Source organism: Virgisporangium aurantiacum (genome assembly GCF_016863635.1).
In the GTDB taxonomy this organism is placed as follows: Bacteria; Actinomycetota; Actinomycetes; order Mycobacteriales; family Micromonosporaceae; genus Virgisporangium; species Virgisporangium aurantiacum.
In genome coordinates this window covers 144454-158925 of sequence record NZ_BOPG01000065.1, presented here as the reverse complement: position 1 = coordinate 158925, position 14472 = coordinate 144454, and the positions used below count along the sequence as shown (strand labels likewise).

Here is a 14472-nt window from a genome sequence, read left to right as displayed (position 1 = left end):
ACCACCCTTCGCCGCAGGCGGATCACCGCCCTTCGGCCCTGGCGGATCGCCCTGCTTCGGCGCGGGCGGATCACCGCCCTTCGGGGGCTCCGGCTTGGAAGGCTCCGGACTTCGCGGTCCCTCCGGGGGACGTTCAGGCATCCGGGCCCGCGCTCAGCGCCCGGTGCACCTTCGCCACCCACGCTACCGCCGACGCCCGCCCCGTCGAGCTCCAGTTCTCGGGCGGATACTGCCTCCGCTGCGCATGCAGAAACACGCACGCCCGGTAGTCGACGGACCAGCCGGCGGGGTCGGTGCCGGGAACGGTCGGGGGTGCGGCGCCGGAGACCGATGCCAGGCGGGGTGGGAAGCCGCCCCACCACTCGTCGGAATCGTGTTCGCCGTCGTCGTTGTCTTCGAACAGATCGTCCACCGTCGCACGGCTTACCACGGACTCGGCGTGGCGGCGGAACATGCAGCGGTGGCGGCACGGGCCGCACTCCGGGAACGGCGCCAGCGCCTCGTCGACCGAGGGCTCGAAAGAGCGCCAGCGGGCGAATCGTACGGACAGGTCGTGGTTCTCGGCCAACGGGGCGTCGGCCATGCCCCGGGCGGCGGCGTCGACCGCGCGCACGTTGGGGACGGTGACGTGCACCGCCTGCTCCAGCGTGTTGTGCGACACCAGCGCCTCGAACGGCTTGAGGCCGGCGGCCGTCTTCTCCTGGTCGGCCGTGAGGCTCATGGTCTGCCCGAGCAGCCGCCGGTCGTCTTCGGCCGACGTGCGGTGCATGACCTTCAGGTTCGTGATTTTGTAGGCGTCGTCGGCGACCTTGCCCACCTGCTGGTCGATCAGAAAATACGACTGCGAATACTTGCGGTCCTCGGCCAGGCCCTGCGCGATGCGTTCCGCAGCCAGCGCCTGCGCGTTGCCCTCCTTCGAATCGCCAGAACCGGTGCCAGCAACAAAGCGCGGAAAGACCCGGTGCGCCTCCTCCAACAGCAACACGTGCGGGGTGTCGGAAGACCGCCGGTGCTGCCGGTACCAGCCGCGCATCGCGGTGATGATCAACAGGGTGATCAACGACTGTTCCTTGGCGTTGTCGCCCACGCCGGCAAGTTCAAAGATTATTGGACGCCGCATCAGCGCGCCGATGTCGTAGGAGCGCTGGCAGTTGAGGGTGGTTCCGCACGCACCCTCGATCAGTGCCTCGGCGCGCAGGCGGGCCGCCGCGTCGATGTTGGCGTGCACCTCGCCCGCGTAGCCGAGGTTCTCGACCACCTCGGTGAGCGCCGTCACGAACTCGGCCAGCACCGGCCACCGGTCGCCGTCGGCGGGTCCGGCGCGGTCGCCGGCGTGCAGGCCGCGCCGGCGGTACGTGTCGACGAGCGCCCGCCGGTAGAGGAACGGCAGCGGGTCCCACAGCCCGAACGCCGCCTCGAAGCAGGCGAGCAGGTTCGACACGTGCGACGTCACGGTCGCGCCGAACGGTACCTGGAACGGGTTGAGCCGGAACGGTGCCACGTCGTCGTCTCCGACGGTGAACACGAGCAGGTCCTCGAACTCGGGCAGCGTCGCGAGCCAGCGGTAGTCGTTGAGTTGCGCGTTGACCGGTTCGATGACCGCGAACGGCACCCCGTGGCTGCGCAGTTGCCGGCACAGGTGCAGCGCGGTGTTCGTCTTGCCGGAACCCGGTGTTCCGACGATGAACCCGTGCCGCGGCAGGTCGGCCACGGCGATCGAGACGGGTGACTCACCGTCCTGGTTGCCGAGCAGCAGCGACGGCCCGGTCGGCTGCGCCACGACGCGGGTGAAGTCGCGCGGCCGCACCACCGCGAGCCCGGGAACGTGCCCCTCCAACGCCAGCGGCAGCCGGAAGAGCGACGCCGCCTCGTCGCGGTCGACGAGCAGCCGCAGCATCCGCAGGGCGTCCCGCGGCGACGGCTGGTTGTCAGACCGCAGCGCCACGGTCAGATCCTGCGCGCCCCAGGTGGTGGGCTGCAGCGTGGTGAACGCGGCGGCGAGGGTGTCGTGTTCGGACTGGGACGCCGGCCGGGCCGCCAGGTGTCCACTGGGGACGGTCCGCGGATCGTCGCGGTTCGGCGTGGCCGCCGCGGGCGGGCTCACCGTCGCGCCGACCAGGGCGACGAGCGCGTCGGGCAACGGATCGGGCGCGGCCAGGGTGACCGCGAACCGGAACGCCCGCGCGTCGTAGCGGCGCAACGCGTCGAGGTAGAACGGTTCGATGGTCATGGCGCTCGCGTCGGCGCCGAGGCGCATCATTCCGCCGACCTCGCTCGCCTGGTCGACCGGCTTGGCCAACCGGCTGTAGCGGGTGGCCTCGACCTCCAGCATCCGCCGCACCAGCGGCGGCACGGGCCCGGCCATCAACTCGACCGAGAGCGCGAGGGACGTGGGGTGGGTGCGCAGCGCGTCCAATAAAGCGTCCCACCGCGCGGGCCGCTGTCCGAACGGCTCGACCGCGATGTAACTCGCGACCCTGGCGTCGGGTCGCGACGGCCGCGCCATCCGGATCCGCTTGTGGATCTGCGCCAGCCCGCCCGCCACCGGCGTGAACGGCGCGAGCACCGCGGCCACCTCGGCCGGGTCGCCGAGCGGGGTGAGCCGCACGTGGTCGGGCACGGTGGCGAGCGTCGTGGCGGCCGACTGCGCGCCGGCGAGCGCCTGCGGATGGCTCGGCGCCTCGACGCGCACGATCAGGTACGCGTCGAGCAGACCGGGTTGGCGGTGCACGAACCGCAGCGCGACCACGGTCGACTCGGGCAGGCCGAGCAGGTGCCCCACGTACTCGGCCTGCTCGCCGACCGCGCGGGCCAGCCGCTGCTCGGCGGTCAGGCTGGCGTAGCCCGACCGCAGCGAGATGTCGACGGCCGCGCCGATCCGGTAGGCCACCCAGCACCACACGCGGTCGGCACCCACCGACACGTACGGCGCGGGTGCCTGCGGCGGCGAGCTTGGCTCCAGGGTCATTGGGACGGCGGCGGGCCGAACGGACCCTGCGGGTACCCCGGCGGCGGCGTCGGCGGACCGCTCACCGGCGGACCGTACGGCCCGCTGGGCGGACCGCTCACCGGCGGACCGCTGGCCGGCGCCACACCGGGCTGCGGGTAGTACTGCTGCCCGGACGGGTCGGTCGGGATGGTCTGCGTCGGCGGCTGGATGGGCGGCGGCGCCACCGAGGCGACCTGTTCCAGCGACACCTCGGCGACCTGGCTGACCAGGTACGCGACCTCCGGCGGCGCCGTGACGTTGAGGACCGCCGCCTGCACGCCGAGCCGGGTGAGGCTGTGCGTGATCTCGCGCAGCGCCCGCGCGTGGGTGTTCTGCAGCGCCGACCGGTACGCCGTGCCGCCGGCGAAGATGCGGAACAGGTCACGGATGATGTGCCAGAGGACCACGATCGTGGAGCGCGACCGCCACATCGTCCAGCCGACGTAGAGGTCGGTGCCGTAGGTCTGCACCACGATCAGCGACTGCAGCCGGTCGTCGCCCAGCCGGAGCCAGTACTGGCCGGAGATGCGCACCGGGTACAACGGGAACGGCGTCGACCGGGCCTGTGCCGCCCGGAGCACGAACCCGTACGCGCTCGGCGCGGCCATCGCCCGGCCCTCGATCAGCAGCGAGTACTCGGCGATCGGCTCGCGGATGCGGAAGAAGAGGCTGACGACCCAGGCGATGTACGCCAGCGCGAGGATGGCGGAGAACGTGTAGAAACCGCTGCCGAGCGGGTTGGTGCCGGAGGTATCGAACGTCTCGTCGACGCTGGCGTTGCCCGAGATCGTGAGGCAGCCCAGGCAGCAGGCGAGAAAGAAGCCCACGACGGTGGCCAGCAGGAAACCGACGATGGTCCGGGCGATGTGCGGCCGCAGATTGACCGGCGTGATCGTGTCGTCGATGAACTCGTCGGGCTTCTCGTATCCGGTGCGCGCCGCGCGGTAGCTGGCGTTGACGTCCTGCACCGCCTCGAACAGCGGATCGCGGCCGAAATGCGGATCGGTCACGAGGTACCACCTTCGGTGTGAGAACGGGAAGCCACCCGTCTTATCACATCACGATGACCACGACCATCGAGATTGCCACCAGCGTGTCGAGCACGAAGCAGAACTCGGTCATCGAGCGCGTCACGACCGTTCCGGTGTGGTGGTGATAGGCGTCCCACCCGGCGTGGCCGAGCAGCCCCGCCGCCACCAGGTAGCCGCCGAGGTCGCCACCGACCACGAGCGTCACCGCCGCGGCCGCTCCGACCACCGCCATCGCGACCGCCTGCAGCGGCAGCCCGCCCGGGTCGCGGGCCGCGCCGCGCACCAGGCCGTACACCGCGAACAGCGCGGCGAGGCCGAGCAGGACCCACACCGAGTCGGGGCCGCCGACCGCCTTGCTGATGCCGATGACCACGAACGTCAACCAGAACATCGGCCACGCGGTGCCGGGCCGGCGCAGCGCCGCCGCGCCCAGGTACACGAAGCCGGAGGCGGCGAGCAACGGCGCCAGGTCGGCACCCTCGGCGAGCCCGACGATGTTGAGACCGGCGAAGGCCACTCCGAACGCGGCCGGCAGGTACCGGCGTGGATGGGTGGTCCGAACGTCATCCATGACAGCCATGCCGAGACAATACCCCAAGGGGGTATGGGTACACAATCAGATGGGATCGCGTCCGAAAAACTTTCGGGTATTCGACGACGCATCGACGGTGAACGGTCCGCAATAACGCTTCGAAAGCCGCCAAATCACCCGCGACAGCCGAGACATTTCCGAAATCCCAACGAAATCACACGTTGACGCCTCCAGCTAAGACATCGACAATCGCCGACACGCCCTCTGCCGCCACCCCCAGGAGCTGCGATGAGAAAGTCGATCAGGGCTGCGCTGACACTCGGCGCCGCCGCTGTTCTCGCCACGGTCGCGCTGACGATCGCCCGCCCGGCGTCGGCCGCCTCGCTGGTCGAGGTGACCAACTTCGGGACCAACCCCACCAACCTGCGGATGCACCTGTACGTGCCGGACCGGGTCGCCAGCCCCCGGCCACCGATCCTGGTGGCGGTGCACTACTGCACCGGTACCGGGCCGGCGTTCTTCTCCGGCACGCAGTTCGCGTCGCTGGCCGACCAGTACGGCTTCATCGTCATCTATCCGTCGGCCACCCGCAGCGGACAGTGCTTCGACGTGTCGTCGCCGGCGGCGTTGAGCCACAGCGGAAACAGCGACCCGGCCGGCATCGTGTCGATGGTGCGGTGGGTCGTGGCCAACCGCAACGGTGACGCGAGCCGCGTCTACGCCACCGGCGCGTCGTCCGGCGGAATGATGACCAACGTCCTGCTCGCCACGTACCCCGACGTGTTCAAGGCGGGCGCGGCGTTCATGGGCGTGCCGCACGCCTGCTTCGCCACCACCGACGGGTCGAGCTGGAACTCCCAGTGCGCCAACGGCCAGCGCATCATGACCGCCCAGCAGTGGGGCGACCTCGTCCGCAGCGCGTACCCCGGCTACACCGGCGCGCGGCCGCGGATGCAGACGTGGCACGGCACCGCCGACACCACGCTGCAGTACCCCAACTTCGGCGAACAGATCAAGCAGTGGACGAACGTCCACGGTCTCAGCCAGACGCCGAGCATGACCGACACCCCGCAGTCCGGCTGGACCCGCACCCGGTACGGCGGCACCGGCGTGCAGGCACCGGTCGAGGGCATCTCGCTGCAGGGCGTCGGCCACAACCTTCCGCTCAGCGGCCAGGCCGCGATGGCGATCGCGTTCATGGGCCTCAACACCAGCGGACCGGGACCGGACCCGTCGTCACCGTCGCCGTCGAGCCCCGGCACGCCGTCGAACCCGCAGCCGGGCGGCGCATGCTCGGCGTCGGTGTCGCTGAACCAGTGGACCGGCGGGTACGTGGCCACGGTGACGGTCACCGCCGGGTCGTCGACCATCAACGGCTGGACGGTGTCGATCCCGTCGGCGTCCGGCATCACCAACGCGTGGAACACCACCCGCAACGGCACCTCGTTCGGCAACGTGAGCTACAACGGCCGCATCAACGCCGGGCAGTCGATCCAGTTCGGCTTCCAGGGGACGGGCACCGGCCCGAGCAACTCGGGTAACACCTGCACCGCAAGCTGACCCCACGAACCGGGTGCCGTACGCAGATCTGCGTACGGCACCCGTCGTTAATTCGGCGGTACTCGATTTGTTGCTATTGCAACTACGTGATCAAGCCGGTATTTTGGGCGCCAAGAATTGGCCTCGGCCCACATCCAACTGAATCAGGAACGCTCGATACGGGGGTATCGTGGTGATTTTCCACGCGCGCGAACGGCCTGTTCAGAGGCGCTCTCAGGCAACCTCAAGACTTCCTCAATTTTCTGGCCTACTCCGGCTGGAAGTCAGTGGTTTCCGGCTGACAAAGCTCGGGGAATAACCCCGCCACAATCGTGCCGGCCGGCGGATGGCTAATTCCCCCCAACTGTCCGCCGGCCGGTACCCACGCGCGCGTGGAGGTTTACCGGAAAATGAATTCCGTGCGAAACCCGATCGCCCCTGAGGTTCCTCGTCACCGGCGAGGACAGACGCACCGCCGGGCGGCCACGGGGGCACCCGGCGGTGCGTCACTCTCGACGCCCTACCAGTCCGAGTTCGTCAGCCCGATTCCGAGCAGGAGCTGGTCGTAGGTGTTGCCGTCGTTGTCGTCGGTGTAGCAGACGGGCACCTCGCCCCACGGCGACACCGCCAGCGCGAACTGCTCCTGCCGTCCCGCCGTCACCTGGCTCATGGTCTGGTCCGGCAGCCGGCCGGTGGTCGTCCCGGTGCCGTTGAAACCGCGCACGAACACATCGAGACTCGCGGTGCGCCCGACCACGACGGAGTCCGCGTCGTCGATGCCGATCGACGCACCGGCGCCCGCGCCGACCGCCGTGTCGGGGTGCCGGGCCGCGCCGGCCGCGGTGAACGAGCGCACCCACACCTGCGCGGCGCTCTCCCACGCGACCGCGAAGTCGCCGGTGAGTCCCGTTGCCACGGCCGCGTTCTGCCCGTCGCCGGAGCCGTTCGCGACGCGGCGCGACAGCGTCACCGCGCCGGTCGCCTTCGCCAGCCGCACCAGTCCGACGTTGAACACGCCGTTCGCGTCGGCGTCCTCGTTCCAGACGATCGTCGCGTCACCGGCCGCCGACACACCGACGTCGGGCCGCTGGTGGGTTCCGCCGGCCTGGCTCACCTGTACCTCGTACGCCTTCGTGGTGATGTTCGTGTAGCCGGACGCGCGGATCGTCGGCGTCGCGGGAGCGGCCTGGATGTCCTCCCACACCACCGTGAACGCCACCGCCGCCGGGACGGTCGGCGTGCCGTCCGGATCGACGGCGACCTTCGGCCGGATCTGCTGGCCGGTCGAGTCGGCGTTGGCCTGACCGGACGCGAGAATGCTCCCGCTCGGCGACACCACGCGGTACGGGATGTTGTAGTAGCCGTTGCCGTCGGGGTCGTCGGCCCACACCACCACCGCGTTGCCCTTGTCGTCGAGGCCGACGTCGGGGGTGAGGTGGCGCCAGTCGACGCCGCTGGTGCCGGCGGCCGACACCTTGATCTCGTACAGCGACGTGCCGTCCTTGTACAGGCGGAGGTAGACCTCGCTGTGGTTGTCGTTCGTCGCGGTGTCGGTGTCGCGGTCGTCCTCCCACACCACGGCGACGTGACCGGACCGGTTGGTGGCGATGGCGGCGTTGTCCTGGTCGCCGGTCGAGTTGCTGTTCGCGGAGCTCCAGGTGGGAGCGGCAAAGGCCAGGGTGACGGCGATGAGTGCGTTCAGCATCGTCACACCGCCTGCAATCCGGGGACGCCGTCCTGGACGACGAACGACTTCACCGTGGTGACCGGCGCGCCGTGTTCGGTGACGGTGGCGACGGCCCGGAAGTCGGCCCGCAACTGCGTCTGCCCGATCGTGGTGCGTACGTAGCCGCGCCGATTTGAGTAGAACTTGAGGTGCGGGTTGGTCGCCTGGTCGGGCACCGCGGTCGACGCGTCGCCGTCGCCGCCGGAACCGACCGATGTGGCGACGAGTTCGGTGCCGATCGTGGCCGACGCCGGGTTGGCGTAGTCGGCCTTGAGGTCGTTGGCCCAGGCACGGTGCACGTCGCCGGTGAGCACCACCGGATTGCGCGTGCCGCGGGCGATCCAGCCCTGCTGGATGCGGGCGCGGGAGGCGCGGTAGCCGTCCCAGGAGTCCATGCTCGCGCCGGTGCTGTTGAACCGGCGGGCGAAGAACACCTGCTGGCCGATGATGTCCCAGGTACCGAAGTGCTGGTTCAGCCCGTCGAGGAGCCAGGTTTCCTGCGGGCCGCCGGTGATCGAGCGCGACGCGAGGTCGGCGTCGGAGCACACCTTCCACCCGTCGTCGCAGGCCTGGTCGTTGCGGAACTGGCGGGTGTCGAGCATGTGGAACGTGGCCAGCCGGCCCCAGCGGATCCGCCGGAACAACGGGATCGAGGCGCCGCTGGGCGTCGACGTCGGCCGCAGCGGCATGTTCTCGTAGTACGCGCGGAAGGCGGCGGTGCGCCGCGCCGTCCACTGCGCGGCGGTCAGCGCCGGGCTGTTGCCCGACCGGGAGTTGCCGGCGACGTTGTTCTCCACCTCGTGGTCGTCGGGCACCACGACCCACGGCGCGACCGCGTGGGCGGCCTGCAGGTCCGGGTCGGACTTGTACAGCGCGTACCGGCGGCGGTAGTCGGCCAGCGAAATGATCTCGTCGCCGACGTGCAGCCGCACCCGGCCGGCGGTCGGCCCTCCCTCGTAGATGTAGTCACCGAGGTGCAGCACCAGGTCGGGCCGGTCCTCGGCCATCCGCCGGTACGCGGTGTAGTAGGCCTCCTCGTAGTGCGCGCACGACGCGAACGCCATCACGAAGTCGCGGCCGAACGTGTCGACGGCCGGGGTGGTGCGGGTGCGGCCGACCGGTGAGATGTGGCCCTGCGCCCGGAACCGGTAGTAGTACTCGGCGTCCGGGGCGAGGCCACCGGCGACGACGTGGACGGAGTGCGCGTCGGCGTACCGCGCGGTGACCGTGCCGGACCCGACGAGGGAGCCGAACAGCTCGTCCGTCGCGATCTGCCAGTCGACGGCGACATCGGCGTTGGCCATGCCGCCCTGCCCGTCGGCGTTGAGCGGTGAGGGTGCGAGCCGCGTCCACAGCACGACGCTGTCGGCGGCCGGGTCGCCGGAGGCGATCCCGAGTTTGAAGGGATAGGGGACGGCTGCCTGCGCGCTTCTCAGGGGAGTGGCGGCGACCCCCACCGTCGCAGCTCCCCCGAGAACGAACACGCGGCGACTGAACTTATTCATAGATCGGCATCGTAATGGATCGCCATCGATACCTGCCCCGGATCGACACACGGCTCGAGCGAAATACCGCCCCCGGCACCGTCCACATCGGATGATGGCGGGATGGCGGCGCCGCTCCTCACCCGGGACGCCCGTGACCTGCGCATGCTCGCGAGGCCACGGTGGCAGCGGCGACTGCTGACGTGGACGGTGCCGTTCGCCGCCCTCGCCCTCGTCGGGGTGCACGTCTCCGCCGTCGGCTCCGACGACTGCTCGGCCGGCACACCCTGCACGCCCGACCCGGTGGGCGCGGCCAGCGTCGGGCTCCTGGTCGCCGCCGCGGTCACCGGGAAGATCTACCCGCGGCTGCCCGCCTGGCTCGCCGCCGGGTTCCTGGCGACCCTCGTGGTCTCCGAGCGGCTGTTGCGGGCCAGCGCGGTGTCACCGGCCTGGACGTACCTGTGCGACGTGGCGTTCGTCGTGCTGTGCGCGGTGGTCGGTGGCGTGCGGCGGGACCGGTCGCAGCCGGCGGCGGAGCGGTGGCTCGCCGACGCACCGCGCGAGCGTCCACCGCCGCCGCCCGGCGGGCCGCCGCGGCGGGGCGCCGGCTGGCGGCTGATCGCCGGGATGTTCGCGGTGGTCGCGGTTTGTTGCGTCGGCGCCGGGTGGTACACGCAGAAGGAAGCGGACGCGCGGCAGCAGGCGGCCGACGTCGTCAGCGCGCCCGTCACCGGGCATCCGGACGGGTACACCGTCGAGGTCGACGTGCGCGGCCGGCCCACCCGCGTCGACGTTCTCGACGCCGACGCCTATCCCGTCGGCAGCCACCTCGACCTGTACGTCGACGGCCGCGGCCTGCACCAGCCGGTCGCCGAACCGTACGACGCCACCGGCTGGGTGCTGCTCGGTGTGCTGCTCGGCGGCGTGGCCGCCGCCTGTTACTTCCGCGGCGTGGAGACCTCGTTCCAGCCGCGCCGCCTGTTCGGCGACGCCCAGCCGGTCAGCGCCGTCCGGGTGCTGTGCGGCCTCGGGATCGTCGCGGTGTACGCGGCCGACGCCCGTCCCGGCGAGCCCGCGCTCGTGCACTTCCACACGCTCGTCGGCGCCGACGAGGACGACGACCCGGACGTCGGGTCGGGCTACCGGCCGGGCACCCTCTACGGCGTTCCGGCGCCGGGCCACTGGTGCGCCGTCGTCGTCGACGGGCAGCTCCTGACCCCCGCGCGTCCCGTGCCGGCCGGCCGGGTGGCCGCACCCCTGTACGGACAGATGCCGACCGACGACGACGAGGACGACGACCTGCCGATGGCGCAACCGCCGCTGCGCCCGGAGGAACTCGACGCCCTGCGCCCCGCCGACCGGTTCGCCGCTCCCGACCAGGTGCTGACCCATGTCCGCAACCCGCTCGTCGGCTACGCCTCGGCGGCCGGCATGCCCCTGGTCCTCACGGTCGCGTCCCGCGTGCTGCCCGACCTCCCCTACACCGTCTGGCTGTTCGTCGCCGGGCTGGCGCTCGCGCTGTCGTGCGCGGGCGCGTGGCGGATGTTCATGCGGGCCCGGGCCGCCTGGAACGGTCACGGCATCGCGGTGGTCGGCGCCATCAACGAGGACCGGGCGGAGTGGCGCACCGTCAGGGACATCGACCACGACGGCGAGTCCGTCACGATCATCACCGAGAATCGCGGCCTGGTCCTGAGCGCCGGCCGGTTCCTGGGCATGGCCGGCCACACCGAACGCGACGCCGAACAACTCGCCCACGCCCTGCGCTACGCCCGCGACCGCGCCACCACCGCCCCCGCCGAAGACCCGCCGAGGCTCGACCGCCCCCACCCGTCACCCGGCCTGTACGCACTCTGGGTAGTCGGCACCCCGCTGCTCGCCTGGCTCATGGACACTCTCGCGAACCACTGACGCTCAATGTCGTAGATCCGGCGCCCGGCCGCATACGCTGCCTCAATGCCCACCACTCGGCTGAGCGCGCGTCGGGCCGACCTGATCGCCCGGCTGCAGGCGCTGTTCCTGGCGGAGGGGTTCGCCGCGTTCAACATCGGCGATCTGACCGACCGGTTGCGGTGCTCCCGCACCACCCTCTACGCGCTGGCGCCGAGCAAGGAACAACTGGTGTTGACGGTGGTGCGCGCGTACTTCCGGGCCGCCGCCGAACACATCGAGGCGCGGGTGGCCGAAACCGGGGATCCACGCGAAAAACTGGCCGTGTACCTGGAGGCGGTCGCGTCGGAACTGCAGCCGGTGTCGGCCGAGTTCTTCGCCGACCTGGCCGATTTCTCCCCCGGCAACGACGTGTACCAGGAGAACACCCGCTACGCGGCCCACCGCGTACAGACGCTGGTGACCGACGGCGTCAAGGCCGGTGCGCTCCGCCCGGTCGACGCCCCGTTCGTGGGCGCCGCGGTCGCCCAGGTGATGGGCGCCATCCAACGCGGCGAACTCCAGGCCCAGACCGGCCTCGACGCGGCGACCGCCTACCGCAACCTCGCCGACCTGATCCTGAACAGCCTGTCCCGCTCCACCTGAAGCGGGCCGGGCATAGGCTTGCCAGCCATGGCGGTGCTGCTGGTGGGGTCCAATCCGGGGTTGGCTCTGCATGACGGGGACGGGCCGCCGGTGGCGTTCGTCTCGGTGTGGCGGGTGGACTGGTCGGTGCGGGGAGCCGGCACCGCGTTGGTGCTCAGCCACTCCGGGCGGGTGCGGGTGGTCACTCCGGTGCCGGAGCTCGGGCGCTGGCTCGCCGACGCGTTCAACCGGCACTTTCCCGAGGTGGCCGGCCTGCCGTGGAGCGAACCGGCGGTCACCGCGGCACCGGTGCGCCTCGACCTCGACCCGGCCACGGGCCTGACGGCCACCGCGGCGGACGTCACGGTCGAGATCTCCGGGCCGATGGACCGGCGACGGGTCGACGTGGCCGCGTTTCCCGGCAACGGCCTGCGACTGTCCACTGTGTACACGCCGTGCGCGGAGGGGCGCCTCACCATCGCCGGCCGCCGCGTCGACGGAGCTCCGCGGGTGACCGGAGCATCGTCGACGGCGTTCCTCGCCGACGCCGAAGTCTGGTCGGACTAGCGCGGGGCCATCCGGAGCGCGCCGTCCATGCGGATGGTCTCGCCGTTCAGATAGTCGTGGTCGACGATCAGCAGCACCAGTTTCGCGAACTCCGCAGCCGTGGCGAGGCGCTTCGGGAACGGGACGCCGGCCGCCAGGCCCGCCCGGAACTCGTCGGACACGGTGGCGAGCATCGGGGTGTCGACGATGCCCGGTGCGATCGTGTTGACGCGGATGCCGTACTGGGCCAGGTCGCGGGCCGCGGGCAGGGTCAACCCGACGACGCCGCCCTTCGACGACGAGTAGGCCGCCTGGCCGACCTGGCCCTCGAACGCGGCGACCGACGCCGTGTTGACGATGACGCCGCGCTGCCCGTCGGCGTCGGGTTCGGTCTGTGCGATCGCCTCCGCCGCGAGGGTGAGCACGGTGAACGTGCCGATCAGGTTGATCTGGATGACCTTCGCGTACAGGTCCAGATCGTGCACGCCCTTGCGGCCCAGGATCCGGGCGGACGGACCGATACCGGCGCAGTTCACCACCGTCCGCAACGGAACATCGGCCGTCGCGGCCGCGACGGCCGCGCGGACCTGTTCCGGGTCGGTGACGTCGGCCTCGACGTAGGTGACCCCGGCGACCTCCGGCGCGGCCTTGATGCTCGCGGCCAGATCGACGGCGTAGACCCGCGCCCCGGCTTCCGCAAGCGCATGAGCGGTCGCCCCGCCCAACCCCGACGCTCCCCCGGTGACGATCGCCGCCGTGTCGCTGACCCGCATCTAGTTCCGCCTTCCGTCGGCCGCCGCCAGCGCCCGGCTGATCACGACCCGCTGGATCTGGTTGGTTCCCTCGAAGATCTGCATGACCTTGGCCTCGCGCATGTAGCGCTCCACCGGGAAGTCCCGGGTGTAGCCGTAGCCACCGTAGACCTGCACCGCGTCGGTGGTGACGCGCATCGCGTTGTCGGTGGCCACCAGCTTCGCGATCGCCGCCTCCCGGCTGTACGGCAGGCCGTGGTCCTTGAGACGGGCCGCGTGCAGCAGCGTCGCGCGGCCGGTCTGCACCGCGACGTCCATGTCGGCCAGCAGGAACGCGAGGCCCTGGTGCTCGATGATCGGCTTGCCGAACGTCTCGCGGTCGCGGGCGTAGGCGACGGCGCCGTCGAGCGCGCCCTGCGCCAGGCCGGTCGCCACGGCGGCGATGCCCAGCCGACCCGCGTCGAGCGCGGTGAGCGCGATGCGTAGGCCGGCGCCCTCGGGGCCGAGGCGGCGGTGGGCCGGGACACGCACGCCGTCGAACCGGACGGTGGCGGTGGCCGACCCGGTGAGCCCCATCTTGCGCTCCGGCGGGTCGACGCTCAGGCCCTCGGCGTCGGCGGGGACGAGGAAGCAGGAGATGCCGGTGCGCTCGGCCGAGGTGCGGACCATCACCTGGTAGAAGTCGGCGTAACCGCCATGGGTGGTCCACGCCTTGGCACCGGTGATCACGTAGTCGTCACCGTCGCGGACGGCTTTCGTGGTCATCGCGGCCGGGTCGGAGCCCGCCTGCGGTTCGCTCAGGCAGTAGGCGCCGAGCAGGTCGCCGCCCAGCATCGCGGGAAGCCACTCCTCCTTCTGCTCCGCGGTACCGAACTGCGCCAGCCCGAAGCAGCTCAGCACGTGCACGCTGATGCCGACACCGATGCTCGCCCAGACCGCGCCGAGCTCCTCGAGCACCTGCAGGTAGACCTCGTACGGCTGGCAGCCGCCGCCGTACTCCTCGGGGTAGGGCAGGCCGAGCAGCCCGGCCGCGCCGAGCGTGCGGAAGACGTCGCGGGGGAACTCGGCCTCCGCCTCGGCCCGGTCGACCCGCGGCGCGAGTTCCCGATCGGCGATGTCGCGGACCAGTTTGATGAGGTCGGCGCTCTCGGGCGTCGGCAGTAGGCGGGTGACCGGCATCGCAATCCCCCTGGGTGTGAGCTCTGGGTGTACTCGATCCAGTACGACAGTATCATTCTCCGTACCCTCGCCGCCCCCGGAACCGCCGTCGTCGACTTCCCGAAATGGCGAAACTTTCATTTGACTTAGACGTCAATAGATGCGTTGTCGAATATTCGACGACGCCTTCGATAGGCCACA

The 14472-nt window shown here is 71.0% G+C and carries 11 protein-coding genes; 4 read left to right on the top strand and 7 right to left on the bottom strand.

The window, feature by feature from the left end:
• Positions 1 to 133: 133 nt before the first annotated feature.
• Genes Vau01_RS44785 through Vau01_RS44775 form a run of 3 tightly spaced genes read right to left on the bottom strand, consistent with a single transcriptional unit; the run spans position 134 to position 4600 of the window.
• Complete coding sequence (locus tag Vau01_RS44785; protein ID WP_204006373.1) at positions 134 to 2968, bottom strand: ATP-binding protein; 2835 nt, start codon at positions 2966 to 2968, stop codon at positions 134 to 136.
• Entirely contained in the window at positions 2965 to 3999 is a 1035-nt protein-coding gene (locus Vau01_RS44780; RefSeq protein WP_204006371.1) for a hypothetical protein, read from the bottom strand. The genes Vau01_RS44785 and Vau01_RS44780 overlap by 4 nt, the downstream gene beginning before the upstream one ends.
• A gap of 43 nt (positions 4000 to 4042) precedes the next feature.
• Complete coding sequence (locus Vau01_RS44775) at positions 4043 to 4600, bottom strand: hypothetical protein (protein WP_204006370.1); 558 nt, start codon at positions 4598 to 4600, stop codon at positions 4043 to 4045.
• A gap of 240 nt (positions 4601 to 4840) precedes the next feature.
• Between Vau01_RS44775 and Vau01_RS44770 the strand changes: the two genes are divergently transcribed.
• A complete protein-coding gene (locus Vau01_RS44770) occupies positions 4841 to 6112 on the top strand; it encodes an extracellular catalytic domain type 1 short-chain-length polyhydroxyalkanoate depolymerase (protein WP_204006369.1) in 1272 nt (423 codons plus the stop codon).
• A gap of 499 nt (positions 6113 to 6611) precedes the next feature.
• Here Vau01_RS44770 and Vau01_RS44765 read toward each other — a convergent pair whose 3' ends face one another.
• Positions 6612 to 7796: a hypothetical protein gene (locus Vau01_RS44765; RefSeq protein ID WP_204006368.1), complete on the bottom strand. Its 1185-nt coding sequence runs from the start codon at positions 7794 to 7796 to the stop codon at positions 6612 to 6614.
• Positions 7797 to 7798: 2 nt separating this feature from the next.
• Positions 7799 to 9322 carry an alkaline phosphatase D family protein gene (locus Vau01_RS44760; RefSeq protein ID WP_204006367.1) on the bottom strand — a complete coding sequence of 508 codons (1524 nt, stop codon included), beginning with the start codon at positions 9320 to 9322 and terminating at the stop codon, positions 7799 to 7801.
• A 102-nt stretch (positions 9323 to 9424) separates the two neighbouring features.
• Between Vau01_RS44760 and Vau01_RS44755 the strand changes: the two genes are divergently transcribed.
• Genes Vau01_RS44755 through Vau01_RS44745 form a run of 3 tightly spaced genes read left to right on the top strand, consistent with a single transcriptional unit; the run spans position 9425 to position 12382 of the window.
• Positions 9425 to 11212 carry a hypothetical protein gene (locus Vau01_RS44755; RefSeq protein ID WP_204006366.1) on the top strand — a complete coding sequence of 596 codons (1788 nt, stop codon included), beginning with the start codon at positions 9425 to 9427 and terminating at the stop codon, positions 11210 to 11212.
• Positions 11213 to 11257: 45 nt separating this feature from the next.
• Complete coding sequence (locus Vau01_RS44750) at positions 11258 to 11836, top strand: TetR/AcrR family transcriptional regulator (RefSeq protein ID WP_204006365.1); 579 nt, start codon at positions 11258 to 11260, stop codon at positions 11834 to 11836.
• Positions 11837 to 11863: 27 nt separating this feature from the next.
• Positions 11864 to 12382, top strand: a complete 519-nt coding sequence (locus tag Vau01_RS44745) for a hypothetical protein (RefSeq protein ID WP_204006363.1) — start codon at positions 11864 to 11866, stop codon at positions 12380 to 12382.
• On the opposite strand, the gene Vau01_RS44740 is transcribed toward Vau01_RS44745, so the two are convergent.
• Both Vau01_RS44740 and Vau01_RS44735 read right to left on the bottom strand, forming a co-directional pair.
• Complete coding sequence (locus tag Vau01_RS44740) at positions 12379 to 13134, bottom strand: SDR family NAD(P)-dependent oxidoreductase (protein ID WP_204006361.1); 756 nt, start codon at positions 13132 to 13134, stop codon at positions 12379 to 12381. The genes Vau01_RS44745 and Vau01_RS44740 overlap by 4 nt on opposite strands.
• Positions 13135 to 14292: an acyl-CoA dehydrogenase family protein gene (locus Vau01_RS44735; protein WP_204006359.1), complete on the bottom strand. Its 1158-nt coding sequence runs from the start codon at positions 14290 to 14292 to the stop codon at positions 13135 to 13137. It lies immediately after the preceding gene.
• Positions 14293 to 14472 lie beyond the last annotated feature (180 nt).

Bases quoted from the DNA above. Each gene is read 5' to 3' on its own strand.
- Vau01_RS44785 (WP_204006373.1), bottom strand. From the start codon at position 2,968: ATGACCCTGGAGCCAAGCTCGCCGCCGCAGGCACCCGCGCCGTACGTG.
- Vau01_RS44775 (WP_204006370.1), bottom strand. From the start codon at position 4,600: ATGGCTGTCATGGATGACGTTCGGACCACCCATCCACGCCGGTACCTG.
- Vau01_RS44770 (WP_204006369.1), top strand. From the start codon at position 4,841: ATGAGAAAGTCGATCAGGGCTGCGCTGACACTCGGCGCCGCCGCTGTT.
- Vau01_RS44765 (WP_204006368.1), bottom strand. From the start codon at position 7,796: ATGCTGAACGCACTCATCGCCGTCACCCTGGCCTTTGCCGCTCCCACC.
- Vau01_RS44760 (WP_204006367.1), bottom strand. From the start codon at position 9,322: ATGAATAAGTTCAGTCGCCGCGTGTTCGTTCTCGGGGGAGCTGCGACG.
- Vau01_RS44755 (WP_204006366.1), top strand. From the start codon at position 9,425: ATGGCGGCGCCGCTCCTCACCCGGGACGCCCGTGACCTGCGCATGCTC.
- Vau01_RS44750 (WP_204006365.1), top strand. From the start codon at position 11,258: ATGCCCACCACTCGGCTGAGCGCGCGTCGGGCCGACCTGATCGCCCGG.
- Vau01_RS44745 (WP_204006363.1), top strand. From the start codon at position 11,864: ATGGCGGTGCTGCTGGTGGGGTCCAATCCGGGGTTGGCTCTGCATGAC.
- Vau01_RS44740 (WP_204006361.1), bottom strand. From the start codon at position 13,134: ATGCGGGTCAGCGACACGGCGGCGATCGTCACCGGGGGAGCGTCGGGG.
- Vau01_RS44735 (WP_204006359.1), bottom strand. From the start codon at position 14,292: ATGCCGGTCACCCGCCTACTGCCGACGCCCGAGAGCGCCGACCTCATC.